Raw genomic sequence first — 18,475 nt, forward strand, 5'->3', positions numbered from 1 at the left:
GCCGGGGCGCCGTCGGACCCGCCGCGTGAGCCGGCCGGGTCGGCCGGGTCGTGCGGGCCGGCGCGGCCGGGCCGGGCCCGCCGGGTCGCGGGCGGGGCGGTGGCCGCCGCCCTGCTGGTGCTGGTCGCGGCCTGCTCCGGCAGCACCGGGACCTCCGGCGCCGGGTCGACGACGACCGGCTCCGGCCTGCCGGCCGCGGCCGCCTCCAACCGCCCGCCGGCCCCCGGCTCGTGGCGGCTGGTGTTCCACGACGAGTTCGCCGGATCCGCCCTCGACCCGGCGAACTGGACCACCTGCTACGACTGGAACGACGGCGGCTGCACCAACGCCGGCAACGGCGAGGACCAGTGGTACCAGCCGGGCCAGGTCAAGGCCGGCGGCGGCCGGCTCACCCTCACGGCGCAGCCCCGGACGGTGACGGGCAGTGACGGCCGGACGTACCCGTGGGTCTCCGGCATGGTCAGCACCGGCCGCGACAACTGGAACGCCAAGCCGCGCCACACGTTCACCTACGGCTACTTCGCGGCCTCGCTCAAGGTCCCGGCCAACCCGCACGGCTTCTTCCCCGCCTTCTGGCTGATCCCGGCCGCGACCCGGGGGACCCCGCCGGAGGTGGACATCGCGGAGTTCCCGAACACCGACCAGTACGTCCACATGAACCTGCACTGGCGCGGCGCGGACGGCTCGGACCAGCACGTCGGCCAGAACTGGGGCCCCGCCGACTTCTCCTCCGACTTCCACGTCTACGGCGTCGACTGGGAGCCCGACACGGTGACCTGGTACGTCGACGGCAAGGCCTGGTTCCAGGTCACCGACCCCTCGCGGATCCCGACGGTGGCCATGGAGATCGTGATCAACCTCGCCGTCGGGTACCTGGAGTCGCCGCCGCCCGGCACGACCTCGGCGGCCGTCCAGGCCCAGTGGGTCCAGGTCTGGCAGCACTGAGAGGTGGCAGCGGCATGGCACGAAGCCCGCTGCGCGCGGACCGCACCGTCCCCGCGCTCCTGGTGAAGGTCGGGCACTACCCGCAGTCGCACAGTGCCCTCGGCGCCGTGCGCACGCTCGGCCGGCTCGGCGTCCCGGTCTACGCGATGGTCGAGGACCGGCTGACGCCCACCGCGCTCTCCCGCTACCTGACCGGGGCGCTGGTCGGGCCGACCACCGGCCGGGAGCCGCCTGCCGCCCTGGTCGCCGCCCTGCGCGAGGCGGCCGGTGAGGTGCGGCGGCGGACCGGGCGGCGGGCCGTGGCGGTGGCCACCGACGACGAGGCCGCCGTGCTGCTCGCCGAGCACGCGCCGGAACTCGCCGAGGACCTGCTGCTGCCGCCGGTGCCGGCCGGCCTGCCCCGGCGACTGGCCGACAAGGGCGGCCTGTACGCGATCTGCCGCGCCACCGACACCCCCACCCCGGGTGCCTGCGCGCCCGTCGACCGGGACGGGCTGCTGGCCGCCGCACGGCGGTTCGGCTACCCGCTGGTGCTGAAGAACCTCGCCTCCTTCACCCGGCTGGAGCGCCCGGTGGTCGGCCACACCACCGTCGTCCGGACCGAGGCGGAGCTGCTGGCCCACTGCGCGCCGGCCGGCCGGTCCGGAGCCTCGTCCGGGGCCGCGGCCGGCGGTCCGTCCGGCGGTCCGCCGCTCGCCGTGCTCGCCCAGGAGTACCTGCCCGCCGAGCACGCACAGGACTGGATCACCCATCTCACCTGCGGCCCCGGCGGCGAGCCGCTCGCCGTCTTCACCGGCGTCAAACTGCGCTCCTGGCCCCCCGGCGCTGGCGTGACCACTCGGGCCCGGAGCATCGCCAACCCCGAACTGGCCGAGCTGACCGTGCGGCTGTGCCGGCGGATCGGCTACTGCGGGATCGCCGATCTCGACTGGCGGCTGGACCTGCGCGACGGCCGCTACAAGCTGGTCGACTTCAATCCGCGCACGGGCGCGCAGTTCCGCCTCTTCGAGACCGCCGACGGCGTGGACGTGGTGCGGGCGCTGCACCTCTCGCTCACCGGGCGCCCGGTGCCGCAGGGGCCCCAGCTGCCGCGCGGCTACGGCGTCGGCCAGCTCGACCTGCTCGCGGTCGGTTCCGCCCTCCGGGACGGGCACCGGTTGCCCGCCGACCTGTGGCCGCGCCGGGGCACCGAGCGGGCCTGGCTCTGCCCGGACGATCCGGTGCCCGCCGTGGCCGAGGCCGGCCGGTTCGGCGGCCGGGCCGCCCGGTACGCCGGCCGCCGGCTCGCGGGCGTGGTGCGGGCGGGCGCGGTGCGGGCGGCTGCCGGGGGAGCGGCGCGCTGCTGAGGGTGTTCGGGCGCCCGCTGATTGGTCCGGTGGGTCCGGTGGGTCCGGTGCGGGCGGGTCAGGCCGTCGCGCCGTCGGTGAGCGCGGCCGAGATCCGGCGGGCGGCGAAGTCGGTGCCGCAGACGAAGCGCAGCAGCGGGCCGAAGGTGTCCGCCGCGGACAGCCCGGTGAAGTACAGCCCCGGAACCGAGGACTCGAAGGCGCCGGACAGCCTGGGGGCCCCTGCCGCGGTGCGTCGCACCGCCCGCCGCAGGCCCGGATCGAGCAGGCCGAGGCGTTCGACGTCCACCCGGTAGCCGGTGGCCGCCAGGACGTGGTCGACCTCCAGCGCGCCGGTGACGCCGCGCAGCCGCACCCGGACGGCGCCCGCCCGTTCCCGCGCGGACTCCACCGAGCACCCGGTGACCACCGGCACCCCGGCGTCCTCGATCCGCTCCCGCAGCCACCAGGCACCGGCCGGGCCGAGCACCGTGCGCACCCGGCCGGCCCGGACGTCGTCGGGGAGGTGGCGGAAGGCCCAGGGGGCCCGGCAGTAAGCGAGGAGGTTCCAGCCGGGGCCGAGTCCGGAGCCCGGGTAGCGGGCCCGGACCGCCGCCGGGCGTTCGCCCGGCAGGTCCGTGTCGGGCGCGCTCCCGAACCTCAGCCGGGCCGTCCGGACCAGCAGCGTGGGCCGGGCCCCGGCCTCGGCGAGCAGGGCGGCGCTCTCCAGGGCCGACTGCCCGGCGCCGAGCACCGCGACCCGGCGGCCGGCCAGGCGGCCCAGGTCGGCGTGGTCGGAGGTGTGCGAGGCGAGGCCGTCCTGCCGCACGGCGGCCAGCACCCCGGGGACGTGCGCGAAGGCCCGCAACCCGGTGGCGAGCACCACGGCCCGGCTCCGCACCTCCTCGCCGGTGTCCAGCCGCAGCCTGAAGACCCCGTGGTCATAGCCGATGTCGAGCACCGCGCAGCGCTCGACCTCGGGTACGTACCGCTCCTGGAACCAGGCGCCGTAGGCGATGAACTCCGCGATCGGCACGGGGTAGCGGTCACCGATCGGCGGCAGCCCGCGGGCCGCCCGGTGGTCGGCCAGCCGGTGCCCCGTGGCGGGCGCGGAGATGTTCGAGGCCCGCGGGGTGGACTTCAGGAACATCCCCGCCGGCATGTGGTCGCGCCACCCGGCCATCGGCTCCCCGAACACCCGCGGGGTCGCGCCCCGCGCCGTCAGATGAGCGGCCGCCGCCAGCCCGTACGGGCCGGCCCCCACCACCGCGACCGGCAGTTGGTGCGTCGGCATGGACGCCTCCTGGAGTGCTGGGACGTCCTTCCAGGATGCCCCCGGCGCAGGGGCGCGGCATCAGGTGCGTGGACGAACGGGCCCGCGGGTGGCGGCCCGGTCCGCGGTGGCCCGGCCGCGGGCTCAGCCGACCAGCCGGGACAGCTCGATCGAGTGGCCGGTCCGCTCCACCTTGGCCCGCAGGTAGCGGATGTTGCTGGCGGACAGGTGCACGCCGGTCGGCACCCGGTGCTCGACCGTGATGCCGAGCCCGGCCAGCTGGGCGGCCTTGTCCGGGTTGTTGCTCAGCAGGTCGATGCCGGTGGCGCCGAGCGCCGTCAGCATCTGGGCGGCGGCGGTGTAGTCGCGCCCGTCCTCGGGCAGGCCGAGCGCGGTGTTGGCGTCATAGGTGTCGAGGCCGGAGTCCTGCAGGGCGTAGGCGTCCAGCTTGTTGTACAGCCCGATGCCCCGGCCCTCCTGCCGCAGGTAGAGGAGGTAGCCGCCGGCCTCGGCGATCCGCTCCACCGACTCGCGCAGCTGCGGCCCGCAGTCGCACCGGTCCGAGCCGAAGACGTCACCGGTCAGGCACTCCGAGTGCAGCCGCACCAGCGGCGTCCGGCCCTGCGGCGTCCCGTTCTCCGGGGTCGCACCCTCCGGGGTGGTGCTCGCCGGGGTGGTGCTCGCCGGGGTGGTGCTCGTCGGGGTCGTGCTCGCCGGGGTGGCGTCCTCCGGGGTGGTGCTCGCCGAGGTGCCGAAGGCGAGCGCCAGGTGCTCGGCGCCGTCCGCCAGGCCGTGGAAGGTGAAGACCTCGGCCTCGGCGCGGTACCCGTCCGGAAAGGTCAGCGGGATGCGGACCCGGGAGCGCACCGTGGCGGTACCGGGCCGGGTCGGAGCGGTGCCAGGCTGCGTCGGGGCAGGCTGCGGCATGGGCGGGGCCTCCGTTACCGGGGTGATGGTCGGACCCCGACGGTACTCGGTAGTTCCAATTTGAACAACTGGCTTCCGGATGCTCCCGCCGTGGTGCGGACCGTGACGACGCAGGCTCGCGACACCCCGTGCGGTCCGGCTGTTCCCGCCGGTCACGCCGGGTGCGGCGGTCCCGTCCCGGGCATGCCGGAGGGCGGGCGGCCCGGTCGGCCGCCCGCCCTCGTGGGCGCTCGCGCTGTGTTACAGGGTGCCGGTGATGGCGGTGCCGGTGTGGTTGCCGGTGACGCCCTGGAGGTTCAGGGCCTGGGGGGCGGTCCAGTTGCCGTCCGCGAGGCGGGTGGTGGTCAGGACGCGGTTGTCACCGGTGGTGAGGGCGAACTGGGCGCCGGTGTCGACCGGGGCGGCGCTCACCGAGGTGGCGGTGACCTGTCCGATGACGCTGCTGAGGGAGCCGAAGGGCTGCCAGGTGGCGTTGGCGTAGCGGATGGTGTGGAGCTGGGCGCCGGAGTCGGTGACGACGACGAGGTTCATGTCGTTGCCCTGGCGGGCCATGGCGAGCGAGGTGACCGGGGCCGTGGAGCCGGCGGCGCCCGCCACCGCGCCCCAGCCGGACCAGCTGCCGGTGGAGCCGGAGCGGATGGTGTGGTAGACCTGCCCGTTCGCGACGGCGGCGACCTGGAGGTCCCCGCCCACGCCGGCGGTGGCGAGGGTGGTGACACCGCTCAGCGGGCCGGCGGCCTCGAAGACCTTGCCGAAGCCGCTCCAGTAGCCGCCGCTGGTGCGGAGGGTGTGGAAGAGCTGGCCGTCGGCGAGGACGACGACCTCCAGGTTGGCGCCGGTGGAGGCGATGGCGACCTGGGTGATGTTGCCGAGGTCGCCGACGTTGGTGTTGAGGTCGCCGAACTGGCTCCAGCTGCCGTCGAGGTGACGGATGGTGTGGTACAGGTGGCCGTTGGCGCCGAGGGCGACGACGTGGGTGTCGCCGTTGATGCCGGCGGTGGCGACGACGCGCGCGCCGCCGATGTTCCCGGCCTTGGCCTGGACGTCCTCGTACGGGGTCCAGGAGCCGTCGTAGAGGCGGGCGGCCTGGTAGAGGTTGGTGCCGCCCTTGACCAGGGCCTGGGTCTTCCAACCGACGGAGGTGCCGCGGACCTGCTGGACCCAGGCGCCGAGGTCGTCGACGCGGGTGTTGCTGGCGCCGGTGCGGGTCTCGGTGCTGCCGAAGCAGCCGCCCTGCCAGGAGCGGGAGGCGACGGCGGCGAGTTCGGCCTTGCCGTTGACCTCGCGGACGACCGGGGCGCCGGTGTCGCCCTTGCAGACGGCGGCGCCGGCGGTGCCGGTGGTGCTCACCGCGTTCGTGGTGACGGCGTCGACGGTGAAGGCGCCGCTGTGGAGCTTGTCGGGGACCCACTCGGTCTTGGTGCGGCCGTAGGCGGGCACCCGCAGGCTCTCGCCGGTGGTGGCCGCGGTGGTGGCGACGGCCAGCGGGGCTATCCCGTCGATCGGCGTGGCCAGGCGGGCCATCACCAGGTCGCGGTCCTGACGCGGCACCAGCTCGACGATGCCGGCCTGCTGGCCGGCGCCGGTGGTGAGGTCGGTGCGGCCGACGGTGGCGGTGGTGTTCCACTTGGGCGCGCCGGCCTGCAGGGCGGCGGGCTGCGCGGGGTCGTCGGCGAAGCAGGACGCGGCGGTGATGATCCAGTTGCGGTCGACGAGGGTGCCGGTGCAGGAGCGGACGTTGTCGCCGATGGTGAGCTTGGCGGTGTAGGCGTAGGCGCCGTCCGCCGCCGGGTCCGCGGCGACGGCCCCGGCGGGTGCGGCGGAGAACGTGGCCAGCGCGCCGACCGCGACGGTGGCGGCGGCCAGAGCGCCCGAACGGCGGGTCAGAGTCGAGGTGCTGCGGAGCATTGGGAGTCCCCCTGAAGTCGGGATGGTACGCGGAGAACCGGTGGGGCGGACGATCAGTTCGATCACCCACCCCACCGGATCACCTGGGCTGACGCAAGGTCAATTCGTGCTGGTGGCGGTGATGGCCCGGACGCCGGTGGCGCCGCCCGGAAGGTCGCTCCAGGTGGTCCAGCGGCCGGCGTTGTAGTCGGCGTCGATGCCGTAGACCTTGCTGTCCTCGTTCACGGCGTAGACGTGCACGACGTTGTTGGAGGTGGTGCTGGTGAGGGCCTTCAGGCGGTTGTCACTGATCTTGGTCCACTGCGGGTCCCAGTAACCGGCGTCGTAGTGACCGCTGGTGCTGTAGAAGGCGTTGGCGCCGGCGATCGCCAGATCGATGGTGGCGCCGTGGGTGGCGGCGCTGATGGCCTTGACGTTCGGCAGGCTGCCGGGCATCTCCTCCCACTCGCTCCACCCGACGCCGTAGTCCGCGGAGCGGGTGTAGACCTTGTCGTCCTCGTTGATGACGAAGACCTGGGTGGAGTTGTTGTAGTACGCGCTGGTGACGGCCTTCAGGCGGTTGTCACCGATCTTGTCCCAGTACTGGTTCCAGGTGCCGGTGTCGTAGTTCCCGGTGGTCGCGTACAGCGAGCCGTCGCCGCCGATGATCATCAGATCGGCGAGGTTGCCACGGGCGGTGACGGAGATGTCCCTGACGCCCGAGGCGCCGCCGGGCACCTCGTTCCAGTCGCCCCACGTGCCGCCGACCTTGCCGTCACGGCCGTAGACGTGACCGTCGCCCGCGACCGCGAAGACGTGCACGGTGTCACCGATGGCGACGCTGTCGACCTTGAGGAGCTGGCTGCTCCCCATCGGCGTCCAGGGGCGGGTCCAGCGGCCGGCGTTGTAGTCGGCGACCGAACCCGACAGGGTGGCGTCGGCACCGATGATCTGCACGTGCGTACCCGCCTGGACGTCCGCGGTGCGGAACCGCAGCTCCTTCACCCAGGCGCCGAGGTCGTCGACGCGGGTGTTGCTGGCGCCGGTGCGGGTCTCGGTGCTGCCGAAGCAGCCGCCCTGCCAGGAGCGGGAGGCGACGGCGGCGAGTTCGGCCTTGCCGTTGACCTCGCGGACGACCGGGGCGCCGGTGTCGCCCTTGCAGACGGCGGCGCCGGCGGTGCCGGTGGTGCTCACCGCGTTCGTGGTGACGGCGTCGACGGTGAAGGCGCCGCTGTGGAGCTTGTCGGGGACCCACTCGGTCTTGGTGCGGCCGTAGGCGGGCACCCGCAGGCTCTCGCCGGCGGTGGCCGCGGTGGTGGCGACGGCGAGCGGGGTGATGCCGTCGATGGGGGTGGCCAGGCGGGCCATCACCAGGTCGCGGTCCGGGCGCGGTACCAGTTCGACGATGTCGGTCTGCTGGCCGGCGCCGGTGGTCAGGTCGGTGCGGCCGACGGTGGCGGTGGTGTTCCACTTGGGCGCGCCGGTCTGCAGGGCGGCGGGCTGCGCGGGGTCGTCGGCGAAGCAGCTGGCGGCGGTGATGATCCAGTTGCGGTCGACGAGGGTGCCGGTGCAGGAGCGGACGTTGTCGCCGATGGTGAGCTTGGCGGTGTAGGCGTAGGCGCCGTCGGAGGCCGGGTCGGCGGCGACGGCCCCGGCGGGGGTGCCGGCGAAGGTGCTGAGCGTGCCGGCGGCCAGCACTGCGGTCAGCACCCCGGTCACTCGGGTACGGGCAGAGGTCTTGGGAAGCATGTGGTGGTTTCCTAGGTCACGAAGACGGACGATTCCGACTGGCGCGCGGTCAGCCGGTGACGTGCAGTTCGACGAGGGTGGTTCGGAGCCTGGCCGAGTCCCTCGCCGACGCCCTTGAAGCCGTCCTTGGGAATGTCCAGGGTCTGGGTCGTGCGGGGCTTGTCGCATGGTGCTTCCCGCGGTGCCGGCGGGGTCCGGAGGGTGCGGACGTCGACTGCGTGCGCGGTGGGGCGAGTGACCGGCAGGGCCTCCGCGGGCCCCTGCTCGCGGGCACCCGGACAGCCGGGGACCCGCAGGGGGGGCGGAGGCTCGACCGGACGGCTCGGGCTCCGCCGGACGCGCTCGCGGGCGTGGGCGTCAGCCGCTGCCGTCACCGGTGGGAGCGGTGGAGCAGTCCGGCCCCGTCGCCGGTTGTCGCCATGGCGGGCAGGAAGGCCCTTGGGGAAGTGGTGAGCGCCGTGCACGACCTCATTCCGGCCCCCGCAGGACGCGGGATGCCGGGGAACGCGGTTTAGGCCGGCCGCTGTTGGCCGGAACCGGCCGGGTTACCGGCGGGCGACCAGCCGCAGCAATGTGTGGTCGTTCTGGTCCGGGTCCGAGGCTTCGCCGATCGGCGTCCAAATGTAGTCCCCAGGACCGTTCTTGGTGATGTCGAAGGTCTTCTCGGAGCCCTTGACCACCGCGGTCGCCTGGGTCGTGTAGTCGTTGCCGCGGATACCGACGACCTTCGGCAGTTCCAGTTCGAGGAAACCGCCCGATCCGGTGACCTTGAAGCAGACCCGGTCCGCCCGGCCGCGTGCCCACACCTCGATCAGGTTCTGCCCGTCGACGCAGTCGGCGAGAACGACGTGTCCGTCGCCGCGCTTCAGGACCAGGTTGCGGTCCGCGAGGATCTTTTCGGCGCCGGGGTAGCCGAAGTCCTCCACGGCCGGGGGCGGGGTGTCGGAGGCGGTAGCGGCGGCGGTACCAGCGGAGGTACCTGCCGCCACCCCGCTGGAAATGCCGATGAGCAGCGTCGAGGCGGCGAGGGCACCGACGATGACGGGACGGTGTCGCTTGCGCATGAAATCCCCCTGTATCGGAAAACTATCGAAGTCGGCGCTGTTCGCGCAGACCGCTTCTGAAGCAGGTCATTCATATCACTGCGGCACCGGGGTAGTTGAAGCCAATTCAGCGACCAAAAGGCTGCGTTTGCTGTCATGAATGGCGCTATGACCACATTTGTCACTGGGGCGGATTCCAGCCAACCTGTCCGAAAGAAGTCCCCCGGCAGGTAAAGGGTCGATTTCTGTGTCGCTCGCTATGTATGGTCCCGAACCGTGCGCATCGGCGCGCCACACCGCGCTGCCCGTAGCGGTCCGCTCCGGGTGGTGAACGGCGACTTCATCGAGGGGACATGGGGATTAAGGGGAGCGAATGCGTGGGCAAAGTCCTGCGCAATCCATGGCGGACGCGCGCGGCTCTGGCGGGGCTGTGCGCCGTCACGCTGCTTGCGGGGATGACGAACGGCTCCGCGGTGGCAGCGCCCGCGGTGGCAGCGCCCGCGGAGGCATCGGCGCCGGCATCGGCGCCGGCGGCGCCGAGCGACCGCGAGAAGGTTTTCACGGCGTGGCGCGACGGTGGTCGTGCCACCAAGTCGGCTGCGGAGAAGGCACTGTTGGGCTCGGACCAGGAGGTGAAGGCTTTCCTGGACGGTAGCTTGAAGCCCCTTCAGGCCGAGGACGAACGGGTCGCCGCTCTGGAACTGATCAACACCAGCGGCCGGGGGGTGCGTGATGCGGCCGGCAGGGCGCTCAGCGGCACACCCGACGAACTGCACGTCTTCCTCACCACGGGCTTCGAGGCGCCGTGGAAGGAGGACCTGCGGGTAGCCGTGCTGACCTCCATCAACCTGGACGGGCGCGGCGTGCGCGACGCGGCGCAGGCCGCGCTCAAGGACGGCTCCCTGGAGGCGCTCCAGACGTTCCTGGACAGCGGTCGGGCCCAGGCGCAGGAGGAGGACGACCGGGTCGACACCCTGCGGTTGATCGCCGTCGGGGGGCCGCAGGTGCGCAGCGCCGCGCAGCAGGCGCTCAGGGACGGCCCGGCGGAGGTGAAGGAGTTCCTGAGCAACGGGCAGCACATGGCCCGGGCCCGTGACCAGGAGAAGATGACGGTCTCCCAGCTCGCCGAGGAGGCGCGCACGGCCGGCCAGCAGGCGGCGCAGGAGACCGAGGCCGCCAAGCAGGCCTCGGCCCGTGCCGTCCACGCCGCCGCGGCCGCCAGAACGGCCGCGGAGCGCGCGGCCCAGGAGACCGAGGCGGCCAAGGACTCGGCCCAGAAGGCCAGTGCGGCCGCGGGCGATGCCGCGGACGCCGCCAACCAGGCCGCCCAGGCCGCGACCACCGCCATCGAGGCCGCCAACGCGGCCCACTCGGCGACCAGGGTGGCGGCCAGCGCCGCCTCCGCCGCCGCGGCGGCCGCGACCGCCGCGGGCAAGGCGGCGTCCCAGGCGTACCGGGCCGCCAACGCTGCGGCCGGGGATGCCGGTCAGGCGGCCAACGCGGCCGCCACGGCCAAGGTCGCCCGCGCCGCCGCCGCCGACGCCCAGCGTGCCGCGGACGCCGTCGACCACGCGGTGACCGCCGTGATCAACGCGGTTGACGCGGCCAAGTCCGCCGCCGGCGCGGGGGCGAACGCGGCAGCGGCCGCCGACGCCGCGGCGCGGGCCGGCGGGTACTCGCAGGCCGCCGGCGCCCAGGCCGAACGGGCGAAGGCCGCCGCTGCCAAGGCACGTGCGGCCGCCGCGACCGCGACCAGTGCCGCCAACTCCGCGGAGGCACTCGCCGGGCGCGCCGCCACCGCTGCCCAGCAGGCCAAGGCGGCGGCTCAGGATGCCGCCCGCCACGCCAACAACGCCGCCCAGGCGGCCGACGAGGCAGCCGCGCACGCCGGTCAGGCGGCCGGCGACGCCCAGCAGGCCACCCTCCACGCCCAGGCCGCCGTGGCCGCGGCCGAGACCGCGTCCAACGCCGCGGCCGCCGCCCGCCAGGTCGAGGAGGTCGCGCGCGCCGCGGAAGCGGCGCAGCTGGCGGCCGAGAAGGACAAGAAGATCCAGCAGGCCCAGGAGCTGCGGAAGCAGTACGACGAGCGTGGTGCTCAGGACCGCGAGGACCGGGCCGAGGCGGTGCGCGTCGACACCGCGACCAAGCAACTGCTGATCGATGCCGTGGCCCCGGGCACCGACCCGTCGGCCGCCGTGCGGATGGGCCGTCAGGCCGCTGCCGCTCTCTTCACCGACGGCGGCCCCTGGACCAGCCAGGCCGCCAAGGACGCGCTCACCGGCTCCGACAGCGACGTGCTGGAGTGGCTCAAGCAGCGCCGGGCCCTCGCCGCCGACCACGACGACCTGTCCCGCGTCGCCCACCTCGGCGAGTCGACCAACCCGCGGCTGCGCGCCGCGGCCCTCACCGCGCTGAACGGTTCGTCGCAGGACATCCAGGCCTTCCTCAGCGGCGGTCAGGACGCGGCCATGGCGGAGGACTACCGGGTCGACATCCTGCGGATCATCAGCCAGGGCGGCCGTGCCGTCAAGGAGGCCGGCAGCAGGGCGATCGACGCCAACACGCCCGCGGCCTTCCACCAGTTCCTGGACACCGACCAGTACCGCGCCCGCGAGGAGGACGACCGGGTGACGGCTCTCTCGCTGACGGCGGGCGGCGGGGTCCAGCTGACGGCCTCCGCCCAGGTGGCTCTGGCCGGACCACCCACGCAGTTGCGCAACTTCGTCGCCGCGGCCCAGTACCGGGCCGCCGAACTGGACCAGCAGAGCGCCGTCCACGCCGCCGACATCCAGCGGATCGTGGCCGACGCCTCGAACAGCGCCGCGGCCGCCCGGGAGACCGCGGAGACCGCGACCGCGGCGGCGCTGACGGCCCAGGGTGCCGCCACGGAGGCCCAGAAGTACGCGGACCAGGCCCGTCGCTCCGCGGACGAGGCCAACGGCTACGCGGACCAGGCGCGCCAGTCCTCGGACCGGGCGGACAAGTCGGCCAAGCAGGCCGCGACGTCCGCGCAGCAGGCCAAGAACGCCGAGAAGTCGGCCCGCGCCGATGCCGCGGCGGCCACCAAGTCGGCTGCCTGGGCGTCCTACTCCGCCTCCAAGGCGGCCTCGTACGCGAGTTCCGCCTACGGCTCCGCGGCCCAGGCCCGCAACTCGGCGCTGGCCGCGGGCCGCAGCGCCCAGGAGGCGGCGCAGGCCGGCACCGACGCGATGCGCATCGCCGGCGAGAAGATCGCCGCCGAGGAGCGTGCCCGCGCCGCCCAGCAGAGCCAGCCGCCGTCGACGCCGCCCCCGCCGGGCACGGTCACCGTCGGTGACCCGGACGGTCACGACTACATCAGTGACGAGGACGACCCGAAGAAGCACCCGCCGTTCCACGAGCCGAGCGGCTGGGAGAAGTTCTTCCGCAACCTCGGCAGCCAGGGGCAGCCGGACCCGATGGTGACGATCGTCGGCGGCGCGGAGCTGTGGGCCTGCCACGCCGGGTCGATGTCCTGCGAGCTGTTCAAGTACTGGGAGAAGAAGTCGGGCAAGCCGTTCAACTTCTCGGCGGACCAGATGCGCGACCTCTACACCAACCCGACCATGCAGATCGATCTGAACGAGCGGGCCACCAAGTACGCGCAGTCCGCGGCGGAGAAGTGCACCGGCGGGGCCGGCACCACGTGCACCGTGAAGCTCGACTCCAACTGGCTCGGGTTCACCTACAAGTACCCGGGGTCGAAGGACCACATCTTCGCCCTGCACTCCATCCAGTACCGCGTCAGCGGGGACGTGACCGCGACCGTGGTCAGCCCGGGCAAGGTGCGGCTGTCCGGCGACTACCGGTTCGACGTGAAGAAGGAATACAACTTCGACATGGACAAGCCGCCGATCGACGTCTGGGGGATCCCGGTCGACGTGAAGCTGCTGGCCATGGCTCCGAGCCAGGGGTTCGCCCGCGACTTCACCGTCCAGGGGAGCTCCACCGGGCACGTCGACACCACCACTGGTTGATCGCCCGATTCGGATCGGGTACCGTCCCGCGAGGCCTTCCTCGCGGGACGGTCCCCGCCCGGGAAAGGACAGTCATGCGTGTACGAAACACGGTGGGACCGCGCGGCGCCGGCCGGCCGCGACGCACGGCCGCGGTGGCCGTGAACGTGGTCCTCGCCGTAGCCCTGGCCGCCGGCTGCGCGTCCGCGGACCCGGATCCGAGGGCCTACCCGGGCAGCCCGAAGGGGCAGACCCTCGAAGGGGTCACGAAGGCCTTCGGGCTGGACCTGCCGGACTGCGGCCTGCAGGGCCTCGGATTCTCCGGGAGCTCGAAGTACCCCGCCCAGACCCTGAACCTGAGCTTCCGGGCTCCGAAGGACTGCGTGGGCCGCTTCCTCTCCGCGCACTCCGTCGACGTCGCCCGCCCCGTGCACTGGACCCCCGGCCAGGGGAACAAGACCGGGTTCGACTCCGAAACGGAGACGAGGGACTTCGGCTGGTCCTTCGACGAGGCCGTGACCTACGACCTCTTCGTCGACTTCAGGACCTCCACCGGGAGCCGCTTCAGCGTGGTGGCGGACCAGGACCGGGGGCAGGCGGAGCAGACGGTGTACATGGAGTCCCGCTACCTCGGCGGCTCCTGACCGGTCCTCGACCGGGACTCCTGAACGGCGCCGGCCCCGTTCAGGGCTTCGAGGGCTTCCTGGCAGCGGCACCCGGTGAGACCGGATCGCGGATCCGGCCTCCGGCGGTGAGCCGCCCGTAGGACGCCTCGCGGAAGGGGCGGTGGACATCCACACGGATGTCCACCGCCCCTTCCGCGTGTCCGGGGGCGGTTCGCGGACCGGACAAGGGGTTTCAGCATGTGGATGCGGTCGGACATCGGGTGTTAACACTGGAAGACTCACCCCCGTAACAGCGGTCCGGTAAGCCGCTTCGGCGTGCCTGACAGTGCGATGCCCTCAATGGCGAGGGGGACCGCCGGCGTCCCCGCGTGGGGCGCCTCGCGCGTGATTGCCGACGACCACGGAAGGTCCAGATCTGATGCCGGTCACCCCGTACCCCTCGGCGTCCTCCGACGCCGGGAACAGTGTCATCGAGTCGCTCTACGCCGAGATCCTGCGCCGCAACCAGGGCGAGCGGGAGTTCCACCAGGCCGTCCGGGAGGTGCTGGAGACCCTCGGGCCGGTGCTGGTCCGGCGGCCCGAGCTGGTCGACGCGCGGATCGTCGAGCGGATCGCCGAGCCCGAGCGCCAGCTGATCTTCCGGGTGCCGTGGTCGGACGACCGCGGCGGTATCCACGTGAACCGGGGCTTCCGGGTGGAGTTCAGCAGCGTCCTCGGGCCCTACAAGGGCGGGCTGCGCTTCCACCCGTCGGTGAACCTCGGCATCGTGAAGTTCCTCGGCTTCGAGCAGATCTTCAAGAACGCCCTGACCGGCATGCCGATCGGCGGCGGCAAGGGCGGCGCGGACTTCGACCCGAAGGGCCGCTCGGACGCCGAGATCATGCGGTTCTGCCAGTCCTTCATGACCGAACTCCACCGCCACCTGGGCGAGTACACCGACGTCCCGGCCGGGGACATCGGCGTCGGCGGCCGCGAGATCGGCTACCTGTTCGGCCAGTACAAGCGGATCACCAACCGCTACGAGTCCGGTGTCCTCACCGGGAAGGGCCTGGGCTGGGGCGGCGCGCAGGCCCGGACCGAGGCGACCGGGTACGGCTGCGTGCTGTTCACCGCCGAGATGCTGCGCACCCGGGGCGAGAGCCTGGAGGGCCGGCGGGTGGTGGTGTCCGGTTCGGGCAACGTCGCCGTCTACGCGATCGAGAAGGCGCAGCAGCTCGGCGCCACCGTGGTCACCTGCTCCGACTCCTCGGGCTACGTGGTGGACGAGAAGGGCATCGACCTCGCGCTGCTCAAGGAGGTCAAGGAGGTCCAGCGCGGGCGGGTCTCCGACTACGCGCGGCTGCGCGGCAGCCACGTGCGGTTCGTCGAGGGGCCGGGCGTGTGGAACGTGCCGTGCGAGGTGGCACTGCCGTGCGCGACCCAGAACGAGCTGGGCGAGGCGGACGCGATCGCGCTGGTCCGCAACGGCGTGAAGGCGGTCGCCGAGGGCGCCAACATGCCCACCACCCCCGAGGCGGTCCGGGTCCTCCAGGAGGCCGGGGTGGCCTTCGCGCCGGGCAAGGCGGCGAACGCGGGCGGTGTCGCCACGAGCGCCCTGGAGATGCAGCAGAACGCCTCGCGCGACTCCTGGACCTTCGCCCACACCGAGGCGCGGCTGGCCGAGATCATGCGGCACATCCACGACTCCTGCTACACGACGGCCGAGCGGTACGGCAACCCGGGCAACTACGTGGTCGGGGCCAACATCGCCGGCTTCGAGCTGGTCGCGGACGCGATGCTGGCCCAGGGCCTGATCTGACCTGAGCCCAGCCCTGCCGCGCCCGGCACCCGCCTCCCGGTACCCGACCGGAGCGGGTGTCGGGTGCGGCAGGGGCTGCTCCCCGCGTACGCGGGGATGACCCGCCGGCGATGGACGGGCGCCGTCAGATCCAGGTCCGCTCCCCGCGCACGCGGGGATGACCCCTCGAAGAGCGGCCACGAGTCCTACGCCGTCTCCGGTTCCCCGCGCACCCAGGGGTGCGCGTCCGGCAGCGGCGGGGCCGTCCCGCCTACCCGGCGAGCGACGCCACCAGGCGGTTCAGCACCGAGGCCGGGAGAGCCGGGTTGGCGCCCGCCCGGTGGGCGAGCTCCTCGTCGTCGAGGAGCTCGCCGAGCCGCCGCCGCGACAGGCGCGGGTGTCGGGCGGCGTCGGCGCGTACGTCCGGATCGGGGTCAGCGGACAGTCGGTCCACCGTGCCCGGAGGGGTCTGTGGGCTGAGGAGGGCGAGCCGTCGGACCATGGGGTCCGCGGCTTCGGCGTAGCCGGCCAGATCCTCGGTGGGGAAGTTCGGCCGGGTTGTCAGTGACCACCGCTCGCGGCCGGTGTATTCGAGGAAGCTGTCCAGCAGCAGCTCGGCCGGGGCCTGCGGGTGGTTCTGGGCGAGCAGGACCCGCACGCCCAGGTCCGAGTCGGACGACAGGAGTGCCACGAGGTCCGGTGGCAGGCCGGGATCGCTCGCGGCCCGGCGGCGCAGCAGGGGGTGGCCGCTGAGGGCGTGGCGGCGGGACCGCGCCGGGTCGTACATCGAGGCGGGGATGTCGAAGTGGCCGAAGGTCTCGTCCGAGCCGACCTGGTAGTCGATCGCGGAGCGCTCCTCCTCGGTGAGTGCCGGGTGCACGGAGATCCGGGTGCGGACCGCCGGGTCGGCGTCGGTGGCGAGGGCTTGCCGTTGTTCCGCGGTCAGTTCCGTTCGGCCGGCGACCGTCTCGCGTACGTGGGGGTCCGGATCCCGGGCGAGCAGTGCCAGGACGTCGAGCGGGAGGCTCGGGTTGCCGGCGATCATCGCCAGGTCCTCGCGCCCGACCGGGGCTGCCAGCACCTGTTCCACCACGCGGTGGGAGAGTGCGCCGTGCATCAGCAGGTGGGTCCGCGCGTGGCAGGACCGGTCCGGGAGCGCGCGCTCGACGTACTCGGGGTCGAGGTCCCTGTCGTGGCGCAGGGCGCGCTCGCGCACGTCTTCGTCCGGGTCGGCGAGCAGGGCCGCCTGTTCCCGCGGGGTCAGTTCCGACCACCAGGTGAAGGCGAAGGCCCTGACCTTCGGCTCCGGATGGGACGGGAACGTCCACCGCGCCGACTTCGGGACCTGCCGGTAGAGCGTGCCGAGGTCATCGTTGTCGTAGGTCGTGAGAATCCGGACCACCGTGTGCTCCGGGAGTTCGCTGCGCCCGTGTGGGAAGCCCGGTCCCTGGGCGAGCCAGGCACGGACCAGCCAGTGCGCGTCGTCCACCAGTCGCGCCCGCTGGGCGGGGTCGACGTGCGGGTTGGCGCCGAAGAAGCTCCGGGTGCGGTGGTCGGGGTGGGTGACCACCGCGTTCACCACTTCCTCCGGCAGGTCCCGGTCCCGGCAGAGGACCATCCGTACGGCGGCCGAGTCGCAGGCGAGCAGCCTGAGCAGCACGTCCGTACCGGCGTTGGGGTTGAGCGCCACCCCGGCGAGCCGGCGGGCCGGCAGATCGGCGTCCTGCCAGATCGCCTCGGCCGTGCGTGGATGATGGCTCATGATCGAACAACTCCCCCTGGTCGAGCGAAGCGCCGATTCTAACCCCGGGAAACAGGCCGGGAGGGTCTCCGCTGCCCGTCCCGGTACCCGACCGGAGCGGGCACAGGATGTCGGGTGCGGCAGGGTGGGTCCTTCCTACGGTGGTGGCAGTGGAGGGAAGGACGGGGTCGGATGCTGGAGCAGGTCAACCGGGCCATGGAGTACGTCGAGGAGCACCTGGACGGGCAGCTCGACGTGGCCGAGCTGGCGCGGATCGCTCGGACGTCGGAGTACCACTTCCGGCGGATGTTCTCCGCGCTGGCCGGGATGCCGCTGTCGGAGTACGTGCGGCGCCGGCGGCTGACCGTGGCCGGGGCCGAGGTGCTCGCCGGCGAACGGACGCTGCTCGACGTGGCGGTCCGGTACGGCTACACCTCGGGGGAGGCGTTCGCCCGGGCGTTCCGGGCGATGCACGGCGTCGGCCCGGGGGAGGCCCGGCGCGGCGGTGCGGTGCTGCGGTCCCAGCCCCGGATGTCCTTCCGACTCGTCGTCGAAGGGAGCAGCACCATGGAGTACCGCATCGTGGAGAAGCCCGCGTTCCGGGTGGTCGGCCGGCGGGCCCGGGTCCCGTTGGTCCACGAGGGGGTGAACCCGGCCATCGCCGCGTTCATCCGGGGGATCGCGCCGGAGGTCGTCGACCGGATCGCCGCCCTCTCGGACCAGGAACCGGACGGCGTCGTCTCGGTCACCGAGTTCTTCACGGACAGCCGCGAGGAGGGCGTCGAACTCGACTACTACCACGCGGTGGTGGCGGGTGCGGACACCGTCGTCCCGGACGGTCTGGACGTGCGGGAGGTGCCGGCCGGTACCTGGGCCGTGTTCTCCGACACGGGGACGTTCCCGCAGGCGCTCCAGGAGATGTGGCGGGACGTCTACACCCAGTGGTTCCCGTCCAACCCCTACGAGTCCCGGCCGGGGCCGGAGATCCTGCGCACGCGGTTCCTGTCCGAGGGCGTCGCCCAGGCGCAGCTGTGGGTCGGGGTGGAGCGCGCCACCCGGTAGAGGGCGGCGGATGTGGTGAACTGGGCCGGGGCGGGGGGGGGGGGGGGGGCCCCCCCCCCCCCCCCCCCCGAAAAACTAAACGCGAACTGGAATAACCCTCGCAAAAAAAACGGTGGCGAGAGAGGCATAGATTTGCAGTAATGAAC

At 73.2% G+C, this 18,475-nt stretch carries 12 protein-coding genes and 1 pseudogene; 7 read left to right on the forward strand and 6 right to left on the reverse strand.

The genetic code is table 11. The annotated features are described in order from the left end of the window. Window positions 1-945: family 16 glycosylhydrolase (locus ACFXHB_RS36165; protein ID WP_380579812.1), on the forward strand; the 945-nt coding region annotated here is incomplete at its 5' end. A 14-nt stretch (window positions 946-959) separates the two neighbouring features. Further along, on the forward strand, window positions 960-2,291 hold the full coding sequence (locus ACFXHB_RS36170) for an ATP-grasp domain-containing protein (protein ID WP_380579814.1): 1,332 nt from the start codon (window positions 960-962) through the stop codon (window positions 2,289-2,291). Between the two features lie 58 nt (window positions 2,292-2,349). On the opposite strand, the gene ACFXHB_RS36175 is transcribed toward ACFXHB_RS36170, so the two are convergent. The 5 genes from ACFXHB_RS36175 to ACFXHB_RS36195 all read right to left on the reverse strand — a co-directional run bounded on the left by ACFXHB_RS36175 (window position 2,350) and on the right by ACFXHB_RS36195 (window position 9,170). Next, window positions 2,350-3,564: an FAD-dependent oxidoreductase gene (locus ACFXHB_RS36175; RefSeq protein ID WP_380579816.1), complete on the reverse strand. Its 1,215-nt coding sequence runs from the start codon at window positions 3,562-3,564 to the stop codon at window positions 2,350-2,352. Between the two features lie 123 nt (window positions 3,565-3,687). Then, entirely contained in the window at window positions 3,688-4,470 is a 783-nt protein-coding gene (ribA, locus tag ACFXHB_RS36180) for a GTP cyclohydrolase II (protein ID WP_380579818.1), read from the reverse strand. A 240-nt stretch (window positions 4,471-4,710) separates the two neighbouring features. After that, the gene (locus ACFXHB_RS36185; protein WP_380579820.1) at window positions 4,711-6,378 is read right to left on the reverse strand and encodes a trypsin-like serine protease; all 1,668 of its coding nucleotides are present in this window, start codon (window positions 6,376-6,378) and stop codon (window positions 4,711-4,713) included. 99 nt (window positions 6,379-6,477) lie between these two features. After that, window positions 6,478-8,106 carry a trypsin-like serine protease gene (locus ACFXHB_RS36190; RefSeq protein ID WP_380579822.1) on the reverse strand — a complete coding sequence of 543 codons (1,629 nt, stop codon included), beginning with the start codon at window positions 8,104-8,106 and terminating at the stop codon, window positions 6,478-6,480. 545 nt (window positions 8,107-8,651) lie between these two features. Next, a complete protein-coding gene (locus ACFXHB_RS36195) occupies window positions 8,652-9,170 on the reverse strand; it encodes a hypothetical protein (RefSeq protein WP_380579824.1) in 519 nt (172 codons plus the stop codon). Window positions 9,171-9,604: 434 nt separating this feature from the next. Here ACFXHB_RS36195 and ACFXHB_RS36200 point away from each other — a divergent pair. The 4 genes and pseudogenes from ACFXHB_RS36200 to gdhA form a co-directional block, all read left to right on the forward strand. Then, window positions 9,605-9,787: pseudogene (locus ACFXHB_RS36200) on the forward strand (ALF repeat-containing protein); the annotation flags it as partial. Between the two features lie 18 nt (window positions 9,788-9,805). Continuing rightward, the gene (locus tag ACFXHB_RS36205; protein WP_380579857.1) at window positions 9,806-13,144 is read left to right on the forward strand and encodes an ALF repeat-containing protein; all 3,339 of its coding nucleotides are present in this window, start codon (window positions 9,806-9,808) and stop codon (window positions 13,142-13,144) included. Window positions 13,145-13,218: 74 nt separating this feature from the next. Beyond that, on the forward strand, window positions 13,219-13,767 hold the full coding sequence (locus ACFXHB_RS36210; RefSeq protein WP_380579826.1) for a hypothetical protein: 549 nt from the start codon (window positions 13,219-13,221) through the stop codon (window positions 13,765-13,767). A 400-nt stretch (window positions 13,768-14,167) separates the two neighbouring features. Continuing rightward, a complete protein-coding gene (gene gdhA / locus ACFXHB_RS36215; protein WP_380579828.1) occupies window positions 14,168-15,547 on the forward strand; it encodes an NADP-specific glutamate dehydrogenase in 1,380 nt (459 codons plus the stop codon). 250 nt (window positions 15,548-15,797) lie between these two features. Here the strand turns inward: gdhA and ACFXHB_RS36220 are convergent, their stop codons facing one another. Beyond that, a complete protein-coding gene (locus ACFXHB_RS36220; RefSeq protein ID WP_380579831.1) occupies window positions 15,798-17,288 on the reverse strand; it encodes a hypothetical protein in 1,491 nt (496 codons plus the stop codon). Between the two features lie 171 nt (window positions 17,289-17,459). Between ACFXHB_RS36220 and ACFXHB_RS36225 the strand changes: the two genes are divergently transcribed. Next, window positions 17,460-18,329, forward strand: a complete 870-nt coding sequence (locus ACFXHB_RS36225) for a GyrI-like domain-containing protein (RefSeq protein WP_380579833.1) — start codon at window positions 17,460-17,462, stop codon at window positions 18,327-18,329. Window positions 18,330-18,475: the final 146 nt, after the last annotated feature.

The sequence above is a fragment of the Kitasatospora sp. NPDC059327 genome (assembly GCF_042752535.1).
Classification (GTDB): domain Bacteria; phylum Actinomycetota; class Actinomycetes; order Streptomycetales; family Streptomycetaceae; genus Kitasatospora.

Bases quoted from the DNA above. Each gene is read 5' to 3' on its own strand.
- ACFXHB_RS36190 (WP_380579822.1), bottom strand. From the start codon at position 8,106: ATGCTTCCCAAGACCTCTGCCCGTACCCGAGTGACCGGGGTGCTGACC.
- ACFXHB_RS36220 (WP_380579831.1), bottom strand. From the start codon at position 17,288: ATGAGCCATCATCCACGCACGGCCGAGGCGATCTGGCAGGACGCCGAT.
- ACFXHB_RS36175 (WP_380579816.1), bottom strand. From the start codon at position 3,564: ATGCCGACGCACCAACTGCCGGTCGCGGTGGTGGGGGCCGGCCCGTAC.
- ribA (WP_380579818.1), bottom strand. From the start codon at position 4,470: ATGCCGCAGCCTGCCCCGACGCAGCCTGGCACCGCTCCGACCCGGCCC.
- gdhA (WP_380579828.1), top strand. From the start codon at position 14,168: ATGCCGGTCACCCCGTACCCCTCGGCGTCCTCCGACGCCGGGAACAGT.
- ACFXHB_RS36195 (WP_380579824.1), bottom strand. From the start codon at position 9,170: ATGCGCAAGCGACACCGTCCCGTCATCGTCGGTGCCCTCGCCGCCTCG.
- ACFXHB_RS36210 (WP_380579826.1), top strand. From the start codon at position 13,219: ATGCGTGTACGAAACACGGTGGGACCGCGCGGCGCCGGCCGGCCGCGA.
- ACFXHB_RS36170 (WP_380579814.1), top strand. From the start codon at position 960: ATGGCACGAAGCCCGCTGCGCGCGGACCGCACCGTCCCCGCGCTCCTG.
- ACFXHB_RS36225 (WP_380579833.1), top strand. From the start codon at position 17,460: ATGCTGGAGCAGGTCAACCGGGCCATGGAGTACGTCGAGGAGCACCTG.
- ACFXHB_RS36185 (WP_380579820.1), bottom strand. From the start codon at position 6,378: ATGCTCCGCAGCACCTCGACTCTGACCCGCCGTTCGGGCGCTCTGGCC.